Annotated in this window: 20 protein-coding genes; 6 read left to right on the top strand and 14 right to left on the bottom strand. The window is 66.3% G+C overall.

Annotated features, from left to right (window positions below; all coding sequences use genetic code 11):
* Positions 1-3 precede the first annotated feature (3 nt).
* The 4 genes from NF699_01180 to NF699_01165 form a co-directional block, all read right to left on the bottom strand.
* Positions 4-507, bottom strand: coding sequence for a YbjN domain-containing protein (locus NF699_01180; GenBank protein ID USU05348.1), 504 nt, complete (start codon positions 505-507; stop codon positions 4-6).
* A gap of 97 nt (positions 508-604) precedes the next feature.
* Positions 605-898 carry an accessory factor UbiK family protein gene (locus NF699_01175; GenBank protein ID USU05347.1) on the bottom strand — a complete coding sequence of 98 codons (294 nt, stop codon included), beginning with the start codon at positions 896-898 and terminating at the stop codon, positions 605-607.
* A gap of 27 nt (positions 899-925) precedes the next feature.
* Positions 926-1477, bottom strand: a complete 552-nt coding sequence (locus tag NF699_01170; protein USU05346.1) for a tryptophan-rich sensory protein — start codon at positions 1475-1477, stop codon at positions 926-928.
* Positions 1478-1547: 70 nt separating this feature from the next.
* Positions 1548-2300, bottom strand: coding sequence for a TlyA family RNA methyltransferase (locus tag NF699_01165; protein USU05345.1), 753 nt, complete (start codon positions 2298-2300; stop codon positions 1548-1550).
* Positions 2301-2483: 183 nt separating this feature from the next.
* Between NF699_01165 and NF699_01160 the strand changes: the two genes are divergently transcribed.
* The gene (locus NF699_01160; GenBank protein USU05344.1) at positions 2484-3155 is read left to right on the top strand and encodes an alpha/beta hydrolase; all 672 of its coding nucleotides are present in this window, start codon (positions 2484-2486) and stop codon (positions 3153-3155) included.
* Positions 3156-3159: 4 nt separating this feature from the next.
* Here NF699_01160 and NF699_01155 read toward each other — a convergent pair whose 3' ends face one another.
* From NF699_01155 to NF699_01135, 5 genes are all read right to left on the bottom strand, one after another.
* Positions 3160-3357 carry a hypothetical protein gene (locus NF699_01155; GenBank protein USU05343.1) on the bottom strand — a complete coding sequence of 66 codons (198 nt, stop codon included), beginning with the start codon at positions 3355-3357 and terminating at the stop codon, positions 3160-3162.
* A 211-nt stretch (positions 3358-3568) separates the two neighbouring features.
* Positions 3569-3796 (bottom strand): hypothetical protein, encoded by a 228-nt coding sequence (locus tag NF699_01150; GenBank protein ID USU05342.1) that lies wholly within the window; start codon positions 3794-3796, stop codon positions 3569-3571.
* A gap of 169 nt (positions 3797-3965) precedes the next feature.
* On the bottom strand, positions 3966-5891 hold the full coding sequence (gene dxs, locus NF699_01145) for a 1-deoxy-D-xylulose-5-phosphate synthase (protein USU05341.1): 1926 nt from the start codon (positions 5889-5891) through the stop codon (positions 3966-3968).
* A gap of 53 nt (positions 5892-5944) precedes the next feature.
* The gene (locus NF699_01140; GenBank protein USU05340.1) at positions 5945-6409 is read right to left on the bottom strand and encodes a transcriptional repressor; all 465 of its coding nucleotides are present in this window, start codon (positions 6407-6409) and stop codon (positions 5945-5947) included.
* Between the two features lie 43 nt (positions 6410-6452).
* Positions 6453-6845 (bottom strand): MerC domain-containing protein, encoded by a 393-nt coding sequence (locus tag NF699_01135; protein USU05339.1) that lies wholly within the window; start codon positions 6843-6845, stop codon positions 6453-6455.
* A 197-nt stretch (positions 6846-7042) separates the two neighbouring features.
* Between NF699_01135 and NF699_01130 the strand changes: the two genes are divergently transcribed.
* From NF699_01130 to rpsI, 4 genes are all read left to right on the top strand, one after another.
* Positions 7043-7435 carry a hypothetical protein gene (locus NF699_01130; protein USU05338.1) on the top strand — a complete coding sequence of 131 codons (393 nt, stop codon included), beginning with the start codon at positions 7043-7045 and terminating at the stop codon, positions 7433-7435.
* Positions 7436-7487: 52 nt separating this feature from the next.
* A complete protein-coding gene (locus NF699_01125) occupies positions 7488-8528 on the top strand; it encodes a COX15/CtaA family protein (GenBank protein USU05337.1) in 1041 nt (346 codons plus the stop codon).
* Between the two features lie 135 nt (positions 8529-8663).
* The gene (gene rplM, locus NF699_01120) at positions 8664-9143 is read left to right on the top strand and encodes a 50S ribosomal protein L13 (protein USU05336.1); all 480 of its coding nucleotides are present in this window, start codon (positions 8664-8666) and stop codon (positions 9141-9143) included.
* Positions 9143-9691: a 30S ribosomal protein S9 gene (gene rpsI, locus NF699_01115; GenBank protein USU05335.1), complete on the top strand. Its 549-nt coding sequence runs from the start codon at positions 9143-9145 to the stop codon at positions 9689-9691. Before rplM ends, rpsI begins: the two co-directional genes overlap by 1 nt.
* Before the next feature lie 307 nt (positions 9692-9998).
* Here rpsI and NF699_01110 read toward each other — a convergent pair whose 3' ends face one another.
* Positions 9999-12554 (bottom strand): TonB-dependent receptor, encoded by a 2556-nt coding sequence (locus NF699_01110; protein ID USU05334.1) that lies wholly within the window; start codon positions 12552-12554, stop codon positions 9999-10001.
* 211 nt (positions 12555-12765) lie between these two features.
* On the opposite strand from NF699_01110, the gene NF699_01105 reads away from it, so the two are divergent.
* Positions 12766-14991, top strand: a complete 2226-nt coding sequence (locus NF699_01105; GenBank protein ID USU05333.1) for a glycoside hydrolase family 3 C-terminal domain-containing protein — start codon at positions 12766-12768, stop codon at positions 14989-14991.
* 133 nt (positions 14992-15124) lie between these two features.
* On the opposite strand, the gene NF699_01100 is transcribed toward NF699_01105, so the two are convergent.
* From NF699_01100 to NF699_01085, 4 genes are all read right to left on the bottom strand, one after another.
* Complete coding sequence (locus NF699_01100; protein USU05332.1) at positions 15125-15727, bottom strand: ATP-binding cassette domain-containing protein; 603 nt, start codon at positions 15725-15727, stop codon at positions 15125-15127.
* Positions 15717-16406 carry a molybdate ABC transporter permease subunit gene (gene modB, locus NF699_01095; protein USU05331.1) on the bottom strand — a complete coding sequence of 230 codons (690 nt, stop codon included), beginning with the start codon at positions 16404-16406 and terminating at the stop codon, positions 15717-15719. Before modB ends, NF699_01100 begins: the two co-directional genes overlap by 11 nt.
* Complete coding sequence (gene modA, locus NF699_01090) at positions 16406-17158, bottom strand: molybdate ABC transporter substrate-binding protein (GenBank protein ID USU05330.1); 753 nt, start codon at positions 17156-17158, stop codon at positions 16406-16408. Before modA ends, modB begins: the two co-directional genes overlap by 1 nt.
* 125 nt (positions 17159-17283) lie before the next feature.
* Positions 17284-17643, bottom strand: coding sequence for an excalibur calcium-binding domain-containing protein (locus NF699_01085; protein USU05329.1), 360 nt, complete (start codon positions 17641-17643; stop codon positions 17284-17286).
* Positions 17644-17664: the final 21 nt, after the last annotated feature.

The following is a 17664-nucleotide window of genomic DNA, read 5'->3' as shown; positions in this document are numbered from 1 at the left end:
GAATCAAGCCTCGCCCTGCGTCTCGATCAGCGCCGCGGCAAGTGCTTCGCGTGGCGACTTGCCGCCCCAGAGCACGAACTGGAATACGGGGTAGAAGCGTTCGCATTCCTCGATCGCCGATTCGACGAGCAATTCGGTCGCGCCGAGCGACATCGTGCCCTCATCCTCGCCATCGATCATCGCCGCGTGGCGGTACAGCAGCACGCCTGACGACGACCAGAGTTCGAAATGGCCAATCCACAGTTGCTCGTTAACCAGCCCGATCGCTTCGTAAACGCCGCCGCGACGATCGTCGGTGACCTTGATATCCGGAAACGCCAGGAACTGGAGGACGCTGTCGTCCTCGCGCCACAATGCGCGCAATTCGTAGGTCGTCCAGCTGCCCTTGACCGTCGCGACGATCTCATCGTCATGGCGTTCGAATTCCCAGCCATGCGCGGCGTAATAAGCCTCGAGCATGTCGATGGGGGCGGCGGGTTCCTGATCGTGTTCAGCGTGGTCGAGCATCGTTACGCCTCTTATCGCACGACAAGGCTGCCGGGGCAAAAAGCCGTCGGCAACCCCGTCGTGGACAAGGCTGTCGATAAACCTGTGGAAAACTGTGTCAGGCGGTAGGAACCGGGTCGCCGACGGGAGTCGGCGCGGGGGCCGACGTAGCCGACCGGGCTTCGAGTGCGTCGAGGCGCGCCCTGAGGGCATCATTCTCGTCGCGGGCGGCGACCGCCATCGCCTTCACCACTTCGAACTCGTCGCGGCTGACGAAGTCGAGGCCACCGATCCATTCGCGTGCACGCGACCGGGCGCCGGCCTCGGCTTCGCGGCCGACCCCGGCAAGCGTGCCGGCGGCGCCGTTCACGAGCTTCACGATATCGTCGAACATGCGATTGTCGGACTGCATAAAAACTATTCCCGGCGTGGAGGTGCGTCAGAGCATCTGGGACGTGTGCGCCGCGGGCACAAGGGTTTCCGCATCGGGGTTCAGTTGCCCGATCCGCCATGTCAGCACGCCGGCAAAACTGATCCACACCAGATACGGGACCATGAGCCACGCCGCGAGCGGACGGATCCGGCCGAACAGGACCGTCGTGACGATCGACAGCACCAGCATCGCGACGATGACGAGCAAAGCGCTTCCGACCTGATGCATCCCGAAGAACAGTGGCGTCCAGGCAAGATTGAGGGCGAACTGGATCGCAAACAGACCCAGTGCCGGCCCCCGCCCCCTCGCCCCGCGCGCATGCAGGATGACGGCGACGGCAAGGCCCAGCAGGATGTAAAGCGTCGTCCACGCGATCGGGAACACGATACCCGGCGGCGTCACAGCGGGCTTCTGCAGCGCCATGTACCAGCCGTTCTCGCTACCCGAAGGCACCGCACGCCCAGACGCGAAGCCCAGCAACAGGATCAACGGCACGGTCACCACCGCCCACCGCAGGAACGACATGCGCAACTGGCTTTTCGACGCGATGCCGCTCACCCTATGCTCCTCGACTGCTCATGATGCTGCATTGCCGCGCCACGCAGCCTTCGTAAAGCATCCGCAATGGTTATCGTTCCGTATGCGGTCCGGTTCGGGACGCCGCGACAAGATATTCCACATTGCCTTCCGGCCCAGTGATCGGGCTCTCGACAACGCCGGCGACGATCCAGCCGGCTTCAACCAGCCACGCTACCGTCGCATCGCAGACCCGTTGGCGGATAGCGGAATCGCGGACGACGCCCCCTTTCCCGACCTCTTCGCGCCCCGCCTCGAATTGCGGCTTGATGAGCGCCATCAGCCGAGCGCCGGGGCCGGCAAAGGTGATCGGCCGCTCCAGCACCTTGGACAGTCCGATGAAGCTGGCATCGCAGACGATCACATCGACCGGTTGCGTGATGTGCGCCGCGGTCAATATGCGCGCGCTGGTCTGTTCGTGGACGATGACGCGCGGGTCCTGCCGCAGCTTCCACGCAAGCTGGTTAGTGCCGCTGTCGACCGCATAGACCCGCGTCGCGCCGCGCGTCAGCAATACGTCGGTGAAGCCGCCGGTCGACGATCCCACGTCGATCGCCACCGCGCCGGTCACATCCCAGCCGAAATGGTCGAGGCCATGCGCCAGCTTGATGCCGCCACGCGACACCCAGGGGTGATCGCGACCCCGCACGTCGAGCACGACATCATCGGCCAGCGCCTGCCCGGGCTTGTCGACCTTTTTCGTGCCGGCGAAGACCAGCCCTGCCATGATCAGTGCCTGCGCCCGCGTCCTCGATTCGGCGAGGCCACGGTCGACGAGCATCTGGTCAGCACGGATCTTGGCCATGCCGCTCCCTACCCCCAATCCGGGCTCCGCGTCACCCCGTTCGCTCCGCCGCCTGCGATCATCGCTTGGCCGCATCGCTATTGCCCATCATGTTGGTAGGATTATCTCGATGGGCATGGGGGCGTATCGAACGGTGTGCCTGAAGCACCGGTCGTTCCGCCTTTCCTGGAGGGAGATGCAGCCATGACCGGATTTTCCAGTTTCGACGCCGCGCAACCGACCATCCTGACCGTGCCGGGCCTCGGCGGGTCCGGCCCGTCGCATTGGCAGACGCTGTGGGAAGATGCGCGGCCCGATACCGTACGCGTCGAACTCGGCATGTGGAATACCCCGCACCGCAACGCATGGGTGACCAAGCTCGATCAATCGATCGCCCGCGCCGAGGCGCCGGTGATCCTCGCCGCGCACAGCCTTGGCTGCCTCGCGGTGGCGTGGTGGGCGGAACTCAGCCCGCAACCCTATGGCTGGCCGGTCGCCGGCGCGCTGCTGGTCGCGCCGGCGGACGTCGATCGGCCCGGCGCGCCGGACGAATTGCGCGCGTTCGCGCCAACGCCGAAGACACCGCTGCCCTTCCCATCGATCGTCGTGGCATCCAGCGACGACCCCTGGATCGGCATCGACCGCGCGCACAGCCTCGCCGCGCAGTGGGGCAGCCATTTCGTCGATGCCGGACCGCAGGGGCATCTGAACGCGGCGAGCGGGATCGGATGGTGGCACGAGGGGCAGGAACTGCTCGGCCGCGTCATCAGCGCCGGCACCGACGGCCACGGCCATCCGCGCCCACCCGGCGACGCCCGATCGATCCTGGCGATCAACGCGACCGAAGCCGCACAGACGCATTACATGGGGCGGTGACCGCTCACGTCGCGGGCGCGAACGGATTGACGATCCGCAAGCGCCCGTCGACGATCAGGCCGTCGTGCATGCCCTCAGAATAGAGGATGTCGCATTCTGCGATCAGCGCAGCGGCGACGATCATGCCATCGTAGACCGAGAGTTTCTGGCGTTCCGCGATGCGAACACCCAGCCGATGAAGGTCGAGGTCGAGGTCGAGCACGACGATCGAAGGGCATTGCTTAAGAACGAGATCGACGGCCGCCGTGTTTCAGGCCAACTCATCTTCTGCTTGCGCCGAAGGACGGTGGTCAGTTCGTTGAGCGACTGCGTACTGACCACGCCGCCCCGCTCGAGCAATGCATAAGCAACCGGGCTGCGCGCGTCGGAGGAAAATGCATAGACGAGAATGTTCGAATCGAAGAAAGCCCGGCTCACCGGGCGTTGGCTTCTTCGCGATCGAACTTGTAATCCGCGGGTAGAGGTCGTGCGAGACGCTTCTTTTCTGCGATCGCGTTATCGCGATCGTACTGAGAAACCACCAATTCGATGATGTTCGGCTTCGAGACCCGCACGACATCACCGTCACTCAGCCCCAGCGCCGCAACGACATCGTCGGGCACCTGCACCACATAACCGTCGGGGGTCCTGGTCAGCTTCATGACGCAAGCATACCACGTCGCCGCTACTCGGGCGAAAGTGGACGTCAACTGTCCCCGTTCTCCCGCCCCTTCGCCGTCGCCGCCTTCATCGCCCGGTACATCCGGATGTTCAGCGCGACGAGCACCACCACGGCGAGGCCGATGATGATCGCCGCCTTGACCGGCCCGCTCACGCGCGGGCGCCCTCGCTCACTCCGGCGCTATTGTGGCGCAGCGTCGTCAGCACGGTCTGCACGATGTGCTCGGCATCCAGCCCCGCCTCGGCATATTGCTTTTCGGGCTTGTCCTGATCCTGGAACGTGTCGGGCAGGCGCATCGTGCGGAGCTTCAGCCCGCCGTCGATCAGCCCCTCGTCGCTCGCCAGCGTCAGCACGTGCGCGCCGAAGCCGCCGACCGCGCCCTCCTCGATCGTCACCGCGACCTCGTGCGTGGTCAGCAGGCGGCGGATCATCGCCTCGTCGAGCGGCTTGGCGAAGCGCAGGTCGGCGACGGTGGTCGACAGGCCCTTTGCTTCGAGGACTTCGGCCGCCTTCAGCGCCTCTTCCAGACGCGTGCCGAGCGACAGGATCGCCACCGTCTTGCCTTCGCGGACGATGCGGCCCTTGCCGATCTCCAGCCGTTGCGCGACCTCGGGCAGCGGGACGCCGACGCCGTTGCCGCGGGGGTAGCGCACCGCGATCGGGCCGCTGTCGTGAACCGCGCAGGTGTGGGTCATGTGGACCAGCTCTGCCTCGTCCGCCGCCGCCATTACGACGAAATTCGGCAGCGTCGCCAGATAGGTGACGTCGAACGAGCCGGCATGGGTCGCGCCATCGGCGCCGACGAGTCCGGCACGGTCGATCGCAAAGCGGACCGGCAGGTTCTGGATCGCGACGTCATGGACGACCTGGTCGTAGGCGCGCTGGAGGAAGGTCGAATAGATCGCGCAGAACGGTCGCATGCCCTGTGCTGCCAGACCCGCGGCGAAGGTGACGCCGTGCTGTTCGGCGATGCCGACGTCGAACGCACGATCGGGAAACGCCTTGGCGAAGCGATCGACGCCGGTGCCGGACGGCATCGCCGCGGTGATCGCCACAATCGTCGGGTCGCGCTGGCCTTCCTTGACCAGTTGGTCACCGAAGACGTTCTGATATTGCGGCGGCCCCGGAGGCGCCTTGGCCTGCGTGCCGGTGATGACATCGAACTTCTGGACGCCGTGATACTTGTCCGCAGCCGCCTCGGCCGGGGCATAGCCCTTGCCCTTCTTGGTGACGACATGGACGAGAATCGGGCCTTCCTCGGCGTCGCGGACGTTCTCCAGCACCGGGATCAGATGGTCGAGATTGTGGCCGTCGATCGGGCCGACGTAATAGAAGCCGAGCTCCTCGAACAGGGTGCCGCCCATCGTCATGCCGCGGGCGAATTCGTCGGTCTTGCGCGCCGCCTGATGGAAGGGACGCGGCAGGCGCCGGGCGAATTTCTTGAGGATTTCGCGCACCCCGAGGAATTCGCGGCTCGACACCATGCGCGAGAGGTAGGCGGACAGGCCACCGACGGGCGGGGCGATCGACATGTCGTTGTCGTTGAGGATCACGACCAGCCGGTTGCCCGCCTGTTCGGCATTGTTCATCGCCTCATAGGCCATGCCAGCCGACATCGATCCGTCGCCGATCACCGCGATGCCGCGCCCCGGTGTCCCCGCCAGCTTGTTCGCCACCGCGAAGCCCAGCGCCGCCGAGATCGAGGTCGAGCTGTGCGCGGCGCCGAACGGGTCGTATTCGCTCTCGCTACGCTTGGTGAAGCCGCTGAGGCCACCGCCCTGCCTGAGGGTACGGATACGATCGCGACGGCCGGTGAGGATCTTGTGGGGATAGCATTGATGGCCGACGTCCCAGACCAGCCGGTCGCGCGGGGTATCAAATACATAGTGGATCGCGGTGGTCAGTTCGACGACGCCCAGCCCCGAACCGAGATGCCCGCCGGTGGTGCCGACCGCCGAGATGGTTTCCTGCCGCAGTTCATCCGCGAGCTGCCGGAGCTGTTCGGGCTTGAGTTTTCGTAGCTCTTCCGGCGTCTTGACGGTATCGAGCAACGGCGTGTCGGGTAGTTCGGACATCCGCCGCGTCTACGCCCTTCGCGACAGACTGTCGATTGCCGGCATGCGTTCGATCAATCGCAGTCGGCGCACTTGCCCCGCACTTCAATGACAGGACGAACAGGTGAGAAACCAGCGGCTTGCGCGGCATTCCGTACACCATTCGTCACGACGTCATCGTCGAGGTGCACCGTCTGCCCACAGGAATCGCACACCAGAAAGATGCAATCGTGCAGGCAATCGGGGTGCGCGTTGGCGACATAGGCATTCGAGCTCTCAACCTTGCGGGCAAGGTTAGACGCGACGAACACATCCAGGATCCGGTACACGCTGTTGGCAGCGACACGGCGCCCCTCACTCTTGGACAGCGCCTCTGCAATGTCATAGGCGCTCGCGGGCTTGGCGAAGCCGGCCAGCGCGGCGAACACGTTGGCCCGCATCTGCGTCCATTGTTCACCCGATTTCTCCAGCGTCGCCTGGGCGGCTTTGGTCAGGTCGTCACCCTGCGGTTCGTTATGATCGTGATGCGCATGGGCCATGATCTTGATTTAGGATGCAGCGCCTTCGACGACAAGCCGCATGTCAGATCACAGCGCGCCGATTCAGGTCATGGCCGAATGCCAGCAGGCCGACGCCGATCACCGTCCACAAGGTCTCCGCGCCATGCCCGCCCTCGTGCGGCAGCGACATCGCCCCCGCCATGATCCCGAGACCGAACGCACCCATTGCGGCCGGCATGACATAGCCATGCTCCATCACGCCACGCCCGAGCGCGATGGCGCCCAGCACGATCGCGATCGTCAGCCCCACTTCATGGAAGATCGGATTGAGCAGCAAACCGCCCGCCGCTGACAGCATCGCCAGCAATACCGCACTCGCGAGACAATGGACGACGCACAACCCCGACAACGCGATCGCTGCGCGATCGAGTCCGGCACCGCCGAAGCGGCCGATAAGGCGAGTCGTGTCGTTCATCCGTCGCCACCATCTAGGCCCGCCCGAGGCAGGTTACAACATCACATGATCGCCATCGGGCATTTATTCCTGCCGCTGCGCCATCCGAACCTCCGTTGCGTTCGAAGCGTCGTTCACCGACCGCTGGTATCGGCGGTTGTCGGCAACGACCCGGAATGCAATACATTGGCAACGCTGATTTCTTTTGGAGAGTCGACATGTCCGGATCGATCGCCGCGGCCCTGCTCATGACCATCGGGGCGGTCGCTACGGCGCCTGTTCAACCGACCGCGGACACCCCGCTCCAGTTGCGGACGGCCGACGTCGGCCGACTGATCGCCGCCCGCGTCGGTCAGGAAGTCCGGATCGTGCTGCCCCCCGAGCTGGGTACAGGCTATTACTGGCGCGTACGGCCCGACGCCGCCTACACGGTCGTCGATCAGGTCGACGCCCGCGCCGATCCCGATCAGCCGACGCGGGACGCCGCCATCATCCGCATCGCATTCGCCAGGCCCGGCGATTCGGTCGTCGTGCTTGATAACGTACCGCAGGGCGGCGGGGGCGGGCGCTCGTCGAACCAGCTGAAATACCGCTTCACCGTCGCTCCATGATGTAGGGCGCGGACGCTGGCCACCCCCGGCCGACGCGCGTATGATGCGAAACATGCTTCAGCCCAGTGCCGCCTTCCTCTCGCGTGCCCGGCCACGCAACGTCGCCCGGTGGTTGTTCGTCGTCGCCGGCATGATCGTGGCGATGGTCATCATCGGCGGCATCACCCGCCTGACCGAATCCGGGCTGTCGATCACGCAGTGGAAACCGATCAGCGGAATCGTGCCCCCGCTCAATGAGGCGCAATGGCAGGCCGAGTTCGCGAACTATCGGCGCATCCCCGAATATGCCGCGTTCAACCAGGGCATGACGCTCGCCGGATTCAAGAGCATCTTCTTCTGGGAATATGCGCATCGCCTGCTCGGCCGAATCATCGGACTGGCGTTCGCGCTGCCCCTGATCTGGTTCGCCGTTCGCAAGCAGATCCCGGCCGGCTATGGCTGGCGGCTGGTTGCGCTGCTGGCGCTCGGCGGTTTGCAGGGCGCGATCGGCTGGTGGATGGTCGCGTCCGGCCTGTCGGTGCGGACCGACGTCAGCCATGTCCGTCTTGCTGTTCACCTGTTGACCGCGCTGACCATTCTGGCCGGTATCGTCTGGACCGCGCTCGACCTCCTTGCGCTGCACCGGAACACATTGGCGCACCCCGCCCGCCTGACCGGAGTGGCGATCGCCGCGCTCGCGCTGCTGTTCGTCCAGCTCGTCTATGGTGCATTCACCGCCGGGCTGGATGCGGGCTACGTCTTCGCAAGCTGGCCGCTGATGGGCGATGCGATCTTCCCGTCCGGCGTACCGATGGTCGATCCGTCCTGGCGGAACGCTATCGACAATCCCGTCGTCGTCCAGTTCATCCATCGTTGGTGGGCGTTCGCCGCCGGCGTCGGACTGACGTGGCTCGCCGTCCGCGCCACCCGGACGGGATCGAAGGCCGGGTTCTGGGTGATCGCCTTGCTGACGCTGCAGATCGTCCTCGGCATCGCCACGCTGATGAGCGGCGTGCAGATCGACGTCGCCGTCGCTCATCAGGGCAATGCCGCGCTGCTGCTGATCGCAACGGTGTTCGCCGCCCACGCCTGCGGACGCCGGCAACACCAATAGCCCGCATGGTATTATTTTACCCGTCAGCAAACCCGCCGTTTGCTTGACTTGGCGCCCCCTTTCGATCATTGGCCACGTCAATCACGCCGTCCCTCGGGGCGGCGTGCATCGTTTCAAACCGAAAGGTCTACGCCCATGAAGGCGCTCATGAAGACCACCAAGTCGGCCAAGCCGCACGAGGTGGAGAAGAAGTGGCACATTATCGACGCCACCGACCTGGTGGTCGGCCGCACCGCGTCGATCATTGCCAACGTCCTGCGCGGCAAGCACAAGACGTCATTCACCCCGCACGTCGATTGCGGTGACAACGTCATCGTCATCAACGCCGACAAGATCCGCTTCACGTCGAACAAGGCGCAGAAGAAGATCTATTACAAGCACACCGGTTATGCCGGCGGCATCAAGGGCATCACCGCCGCCAAGGTTCTCGAAGGCCGCTTCCCCGAGCGCGTTCTCGAAAAGGCCGTCGAGCGCATGATCCCGCGCGGCCCGCTGGGTCGCGAGCAGATGCGCAACCTGCGCATCTTCAAGGGCACCGAGCATCCGCACGAGGCCCAGAACCCGGAAGTTCTCGATATTGCGGGCATGAACCGCAAGAACAAGGTGGGCGCATAATGACCGACAATCGCCAGTCCCTTTCCGACCTCGCGTCGCTGACGCAGCAGCCGGCACCGACCGCGAACGCCGCTCCGGCGATCACCACGGACGGTGAAGCGCCCGCCGCCCCGACGCAGGTCCTGCCGACGATGCCGCTGCGCGAGCAGATCCTCGACAAGTTCGGCCGCGCCTATGCAACCGGCCGTCGCAAGGACGCCGTCGCCCGTGTCTGGATCAAGCCGGGTTCGGGCAAGATCACGATCAACGGTCGCGATCAGGAAGTTTATTTCGCACGTCCGACGCTGCGCCTCGTCATCAACCAGGTGTTCGGCATCACCGAGCGCGAAGGCCAGTATGACGTCGTCTGCACCGTCAAGGGCGGCGGCCTCTCGGGCCAGGCCGGCGCGGTCAAGCATGGCATCAGCCAGGCGCTGACCAAGTTCGAACCGATCCTGCGTGCGCCGGTCAAGGCCGCCGGGTTCCTGACCCGCGACAGCCGTACCGTCGAGCGCAAGAAGTACGGCCGTGCGAAGGCACGTCGCAGCTTCCAGTTCTCGAAGCGCTAAGCGCCTCTTTCAGTATTGCGTGTCGAAGGGGCGGTCCGGCAACGGGCCGCCCTTTTCGTGTGCGTGGTCGACGACGATGTCAGTCATCGTCGCACAGGCGGGTATCCGAATTCGCTGAATTGGCCCTCTTCACGGTCGCGCAGCCATGAACGGATGCGCTGCCCCGAGCCCGCCCCCCGGTGTCACGTCCAACGTTCGGCGCTGCCCTCGCGCCCCGTCGTCACATCCCGCATCATAACGACCGTCATCCGCCAAAGGCAGGCGTTTGGGTACGGAGCGGGGCCGACTGATCGCCAGCATGCGATAGTCAGAACAGCTTCCGCACCGACAGCCGCACGATCCGTCCGTAGGGATCGAGAAACGCCGGCTGGAAACGGTACGGCACCGTCCCGTTGCGGTCGCGCACGGCGATCCGGTCGTTGAAGATGTTCTGCACGTTGAGCTGGAACGTCATCTTCTTCGCCCAGCCGGCACGCGGGGCCAATCGCGCGGCGTCGATCGTCGAATACAGCCCGACGAACATCTTGGCCGAAAAACGCAGGTCGGATGCCGCGATGTCGCTACGGATCCGCGTCGGGCCCTGCCATTGCGCATAGAACCCGCCCTGCACCGGCCCGTAGGACCCGCCGAGATTGCCCTGCGCCTCATAGCGGGAGCGTCCGCCGCTGCCATCCAGCGTATCGCCATCGAGCAGATCGAGTTCGGGCTGCCCCGGCCGCAACACCAGCCGGTCGTCCAGCCTGGCGGTCACCGAACCGAAACCATAGATCATCGGGCGCGGCTTCGGTGGCGGCGGCGGCGGCGCGTCCCTGGCGGGCGCACCGGCGGCGGGCTTGGGCGCCGGACCTACCGGCAGCCACAGCGATACCCTGCCCTGCACCTTGCGATCGGTCTCGCGCGTCAGGTTGACCGGCCGCAGATCGACCGACTGCAACCGCCCTGCCGCGTCCCGGACGAAGCGATCGGGAAACGCCGCCTGCAACGTCGGCGTCACAGCTTGCAGATAGGCGGTCTGCCCCTCGATCCGCGTTTCCGTATAGTCCAGGTTGAAGCGGACTTCCTTAGTCTTCATCGGCTTCCACGATGCACCGACCGTGCTGGTCCGCCGGCGCTCGGGGATCAGGTCTGCATTACCGCCGGTCACCACCGTCACCAGCGCGCTGTCGCCGGTCACGAAGTCGAAGTACGGGGCATTGGGTACCGTCACGACCGGGGTGGTGAGGATGCCGATCGCGGGCGGCAGCTGCGTGACCGTGACCGACGCGGTGATCTGAACGGGGCCGCGCGGCGTCCACGTGACGCCGGCGTTGCCGCTCACCAGACTGCCGTAATCCGATACCGAAGATAATCCGATCGTGCCGTTCGCCGACAGCGATCCGATCCGGTCGAGCACGCCCCTGTCGGCCGAAGCGAGCGGTATGTCGAGATTGACGCTCGCGCCCCGCACGGCGCGCGCGAAATCGCGTGCCGGCCCGCTGGCGCCGACCAGCGTTCCGCGGCTGGCCGAGCGGGCATAATCGCCCGTCACCGTCATCCGGGCGTCGCCTGCGGGCAATGCGAAGGCCTTGCCGTTCGCATTGGCCTTTACCGAATAGGTGTTCGTCACGGTTCGGCTGCGATCGACGATACGGTTCGCGATCTCGGCAGGCGTGAATGGCGCGAACGGATCGCCGCCGGCAGCGATCGCCGCCTGCCTCGCATCCGCCACCAGCCCCTGATCCACTGCGGCATCGGACCGCGACCGGTCGTAATTGCCCGTGACCGACCATTCCCAGCGCTCGAGGCGACCCTGAAACGTGCTGCCGGCATGCAAATCGAGATTGCGCGTCCGCTGCACCAGCGGGCCGGCCTCCTCGACATAGCGGTAGAGCAACACGTCACGTCCGAACGGCGATGCCGGATTGCCCGCCGGCACGCGCAGCAGCATGCGTGGCAGCCCGCTCAGCCCCGATCCCCGCTTCGCCTCCATCGTCAGGTTGAGCGATGCCGTCACCGACCGGCCGATCGGCATCGCATGCGTTCCGTCGACCTTCAGGGTATCCCGGCCGGGGATGGACTGGAACGGTGCGAGGTCGGTGACGCGCGGCGTGTTGGCGCCGGATGCATATCCGGCGAGCGTTCCCCTCGTCGCCCGGTTGACGGGCACCGCTGCGCTCGTCACCGCGCGCCCGGCCAGCGCGTCCAGCGCCGGGTCGATGCTGCCGCCGCCGGCCGGACCGATGTTGCCGACGATATCGAACAGGCTGCCGGCATCCGGAAAGACCGGCCGCCGCGAGGCGAGCAGCGGATCCTGCCGATCGTAAGCGATCGTCAACGACTGGCGTGCCGGCCCCTCGATCCGGATCGATCCGAATTGCAGCAACGCGATGCCGCCGCCGCCGTCCGTCGTCGTCCCCGCCCCCTCCTCCAGCGTCAGGGCGGAGAAATGCTTTTTCGTGATGAAGTTGACGACGCGCACCGTGGATGGAAAGCCGAGCCGTGCCGCTTCGACCTCCGGCAATATCTCGGTGCGCTCCATCGCTTCGGGGGGCAGCGACTGGATTTCACCATAACCCGAGACGCGCCGCCCGTTGAGCAGGAACACCGGTTCGCTACCGTTCGCCGACGTGGTCAACGGTTTCAGCAGGCGCAGCATGTCCGTCAGGTTGGTGACGCCCAACGCCTGCATCGCGGCCGCATCCAGCACCGCCACCGGTTCGGCATCACCGATCACCGACCCGGGCAGTCGCTTGCCGGTGATGACGATATCGTCCCGCGTCGACGATGGCGGGGTATCCGGGGTCGGCGCCATGTCCTGCGCCGCGCCGCCGACCGGCAAGGCCAGTGCGGCCGCTCCCGCGAGCCAATGCCATCGTTTCAGCATCGTCCCGCTCCCCAACCCCCATGCCACCGGTCGATCTACCGGGCGACATTCGCAACCTGACGTCACATTCGGGCGGAAACTTGGCGAAGCGTTGGTCGGGCGAAGATTCGGTCGCAATTCCGCCGTCCGGGCACGCGGCAGGATGGTTGCCCTCGGCTGGCGCGGGGTATAGCCGCTTCGGGCAAGACAGATACGTGCAGGAGACACCGACATGCCCGCCATCCTCGATCGTCGTCAGATCCTCAGCGGCGGCGCGACCATTGCCGGGCTGACGCTCGGCGCACCGGTGTTCGCGCAAAGCGACAGGATCGAGAGCCTGATCGCGACGATGACTCCGCAGGAAAAGGCTGGGCAGCTGTCCTGCTTCTCCGACCAGATCCGCCCGATCGGCGTGCCGTTCAACCCGGGTCTCGCCAGCGGCGGCGCGAACGAACAGCTCGCGCGGATCAAGACCGGCGCGATCGGCATGCTGTTCAACGGTGTCGGCTATGCCGGCGCGAAGGCGGCGCAGGATGCGGCGATGCAGACGCGGCTCAAGATTCCGCTGATCTTCGCCGGCGACGTCATCCACGGCCTGCGCACCGCATACCCGCTGCCGATCGCCGAGGCCTGCGCCTTCGATCCCGATCTCGCGATGCGTACCGCGCGGGCGGCGGCGCTGGAGAGCACCGCACTCGGCATCCACTGGACCTTCGCACCGATGGTCGACGTCGCTCGCGACCAGCGCTGGGGCCGCGTCGCCGAAGGGTCGGGAGAGGACCCCTATCTCGGCACGCTGCTGGGCGTCGCCCGCGTCCGCGGCTTCCAGGGCGATAACCTGAAGGATGCCACCCGCGTCGCCGCCTGTGCCAAGCATTTCGCTGCCTACGGCGCGGTGTCGGGGGGCATGGAGTATAATTTTACCGAGATCAGCCCGTCGACGCTGCATGAGGTGCATCTCGCGCCGTTCAGGGCGGCGGTGGACGCCGGCGTCGCGACGCTGATGAGCGCATTCAACGACATCGACGGCGTTCCGGCATCGGGCAATCGCTGGCTGATGACCGACCTGCTGCGGGGCGAGTGGAAGTTCGGCGGCATGGTCGTCGGCGACTATACCGCGGACGAGGAACTGATCGCGCACGGCTACGCGAAGGACGGCCGCGATGCCGCCAGGAAGGCGTTCATGGCGGGCATGGACATGGCGATGCAGTCCGACCTGTTCAACAAATGGCTCCCCGATCTGGTCGAGAAGGGGGAGGTGCCAGTCGCAAGGTTCGACGAGGGCGTCCGGCGGGTGCTGCACCTGAAGGAGCAGATCGGGCTGTTCGACAATCCCTATCGTTCGGTCAGCCAGAAGGCGGAGCGGACCAGCGTCTCCACGCCGGCAATGCTCAAGCTCAGCCGGGAGGCCGGCGCGCGATCGATCGTGTTGCTGAAGAACGAGGGCGACGTGCTGCCGCTGGCGAAGACGGCGAAGATCGCGCTGGTCGGGCCGTTTGCCGAGGATGTCGAGAATGTCGTCGGCACCTGGGCGTTCATGGCGGACGCCAAGCTCAACGTCTCGATCGCCGCCGGCCTGCGCAACCGCAAGGCGAACGTGACGGTGGTGAAGGGATCGGACGTCGAGGCCGCGATCCCCGGCGGGATCGAGGCTGCGGTCGCCGCGGCGCAGGGCGCCGACGTCGTGCTGCTCGCGGTCGGCGAGACGCAGTTGATGTCGGGCGAGGCGCAGGCGCGGGTGGAGATCACCGTGCCGGACGCGCAGATGGCGCTGGCCGAGGCGATCGCAGCCACCGGCAAGCCGGTCGTGGTATTGCTCCGCCACGGTCGCGCAATGGCGCTGGAGGGCGCGGTGAAGAACGCGCCGGGGATCCTCGCGACCTGGTTCCTCGGATCGGAAAGCGGCAACGCGATCGCCGACGTGCTGTTCGGCGACGTCAATCCGTCCGCCAAATTATCGGCGAGCTTCCCGGTCTACAGCGGGCAGGAGCCGTATTTCTACAATCACAAGATCACCGGCCGGCCGCAGCCCGATGGTCCGTTGTCCGAATACAAGGCGCGCTATCGCGAGACGCGGAACGAGGCGCTGTACCCGTTCGGCCACGGCCTCAGCTACACGCGTTTCGCCGTATCGAATGTCGTCGTGCCGACGCAGATGAACGATCGCATCGCGGTAACGGCAACCGTCGCCAACACCGGGCAGCGCGCCGGTGACGAGGTGGTGCAGCTCTACATCCACGACGTCGTCGCCAGCCACACGCGACCGATCCGGGAGTTGAAGGGGTTCCAGCGGGTTGCGCTGGCGCCCGGCCAGTCGAAGCAGGTGCAGTTCACGCTGGCGCGGGATGACCTGCGCTTCTGGATAGACGGCAAGTGGGTGGTCGAGCCGGGGACGTTCCACGTGTGGGTGGCGACGAGTTCCGCGGGAGGCGAGCGCAAGGAATTCGAGCTGCTTTGAATTCCGGGTCCGCCGGGGGGAGACCCAAGAGGTAAGTGGGGTACTCGGTAATTGAGTGCGCTGCTTACCTCCCCCTCCGTCACGCTCTGGCGAGCGTGCCACCTCCCCCTTGCGGGGGAGGAACTGGTAGAGTTCAGACCTGTACGATGCGGGTTGCCAGTCGTTCCGCTTCTTCGGGGTCGTGCGTTACCATCAGGATCGGAAGTCCGGCCTCGTCGCGGACGCGCTCGATCGCGGTCATGATCTCGCCACGTCGCGCGCGATCCAGCGAGGACAGGGGTTCGTCGAGCAGCAGGAACGCAGGGTCGCTCAGCAGCGCACGCCCGATCGCCACCCGCCGCGCCTCGCCACCCGACAGCGTCCGCGGCCAGCGATCGAGCAGTTGACCGATGCCCAGCATCGCAACCACCCCGGCCAGCCCCGCGCCGTCGGACGCACCGTACAGCAGGTTCGCCCGGACCCGCCGATGCGGGAAGAGGCGCGGTTCCTGAAAAACATAGCCCGCTCGCCGCCGCTGCGGTGGCACGTTCACACCGGTCGCGGCATCGAACAGCTCCCGCCCGGCCACCGCAATCCGCCCGGTATCGGGGCACAGCAATCCGGCGACCATGTTCAGTATGCTCGTCTTGCCGATCCCGGAAGGCCCGAACAACACGGTCAGCCCCTCGCCCGCCGTCAGGTCGAGCGACACCGAGGCCTCGCCCAGCCGCTTGTCGACGCGGATATCAAAGGACATGCAGCCCCCGTCGTACCCGCCGCGTCAGCAATTCCGACGCGATCAGCGCAAACAGACTGAGCGCCACGGAAATCGCCGACAACCGCCAGACCATCGCCTCCGCCCCGGGCTGCTGCAACGCGGAATAGATCGCCAGCGGCAGCGTCTGCGTCTGGCCCGGCACGTTGGAAACGAAGGTGATCGTCGCGCCGAACTCCCCGATCGACCGCGCGAAGCCCAGCACCATGCCTGCCAGGAGGCCGGGCAGGCTGAGCGGCAGCGTCAGCGTCCAGAACACCCGCCATGGCCCTGCCCCCAGCGTCCGGGCGGCGTTCTCCAGTCGGCGGTCCACCGCTTCGATCGACAGCCGCATCGCGCGCACCATCAGTGGCAGCGCCATGATCCCCGCTGCGATCGCCGCGCCGGTCCAGCGGAACAGGACGGTGACACCGAACCAGCGATCCAGCAGGTTGCCGATCGGTCCGGCGGGTCCGAACGCCAGCAGCAGCACCCATCCGGTCACCACCGGTGGCACCACCAGCGGCAGGTGGACGATCGCATCCAGCAACAGCTTGCCCGGGAAGCGCACCCGCGCCAGCGCCCACGCGAGCGCGAAGGCGATCGGCAGCACCATCAGCATCGCCACGCCACCGATCTTCAGCGACAGCGCGACGATCGTCCATTCGTCCGGGGTGAGCATCAGCGGGCGGTGAACGCGTAGCGGGCGAAGATCGCCTTGCCCCTCGCACTGATCAGGAAGCGGCGGAACGCCTCACCCTCGGGATTGCGCGAACTCGCCAGCCGCGCGACCGGATAGGTGATCGGCGGATGGCTCGCCGCGGGGAACACACCGGCGATGCGTACCATCCGCGATGCCCTGGCGTCGGTGGCGTAGACGATCCCGAGCGGCGCGGCACCGCGCTCGACCAGCGTCAGCGCCGCCCGCACGCTATCGCCGCGCACCACCCTGGGCGCGACCGTGGTCCACACGCCGAGCGTCCGCAGCGCGGCCTCGGCATAGCGGCCCGCCGGCACCGGTGCGTCGGCCATCGCCAGCGGCCCCGCCGCCAGCACCCGCGCCAGCGCGGCGGGAGGACGGACGGGGATGCGCACCGGATTGCCCTTCGCCGCGACCACCACCAGCCGGTTGCCGAGGAAGGTCACGCGCGTGTTCGCGACGATCAACCCCCTGGCAGCGAGCGCATCCATCCACTCCTGATCCGCCGATACGAACAGGTCGGCATCACCCCCCGCCTCTACCTGCCGTGCCAATGCGGAAGAGGCGGCGAACGAGATGACCGGTTTGGGATGTCCCTGCCTCGCCCACGCATCGGCGGCGGCAGTCATCGATTCCTGCAGGCTGGCGGCGGCGAGCACCAGCGGGGGCTTGGCTTGCGCCAAGGCAGGCGTGGCGACCAGCAGTGCGAGGATCGACAGCAGCGGACGGATCATGACGGCTCCAGGGCGAGCAAGCGGCTCCAGCGCGCCGTATACAACGTCAGGTCGATAAATCGATCCGGGTTTCCCCCGGACGTCACTTCATTAGAAGGATTGCCAGCCTCGGCGAGACGTCGCCGTCAATGTGACCGGCGCCGGCGGAACCCGCCCGTCATTCCTCCCCCTGACGAACCGCCGCTGTAATTCTCGCACGCGATACCGTCGCCATCGCCGTCCATCTCCGATCGAAAGCCGGGCTCTCCGCTATATAACGGCGCCGTTCCTGCTGCCCGCGCATCGTTGCAGCCGCCCCATTGGTCGCCCGGCTGCGGATCGCGGGCGCGCTTGACCCCGGCCGCCACTGCTGCGGTACTGACCACGGCCGTCACCGCTTCGATGGGTGAAGCACTGCCGGGAGTGGTGGGGGCCGTACCCACGCCGACCAAGATCCCGACGACACCAGCGCCAGCCAGAACGGCGATCGTTGATTTCTCCACCATGCATGGTTGCTAGCAAGCCGT

Source organism: Sphingomonadaceae bacterium OTU29LAMAA1 (assembly GCA_024072375.1).
In the GTDB taxonomy this organism is placed as follows: Bacteria; Pseudomonadota; Alphaproteobacteria; order Sphingomonadales; family Sphingomonadaceae; genus Sphingomonas.
This window is presented reverse-complemented; position numbering and strand designations above follow the sequence as displayed.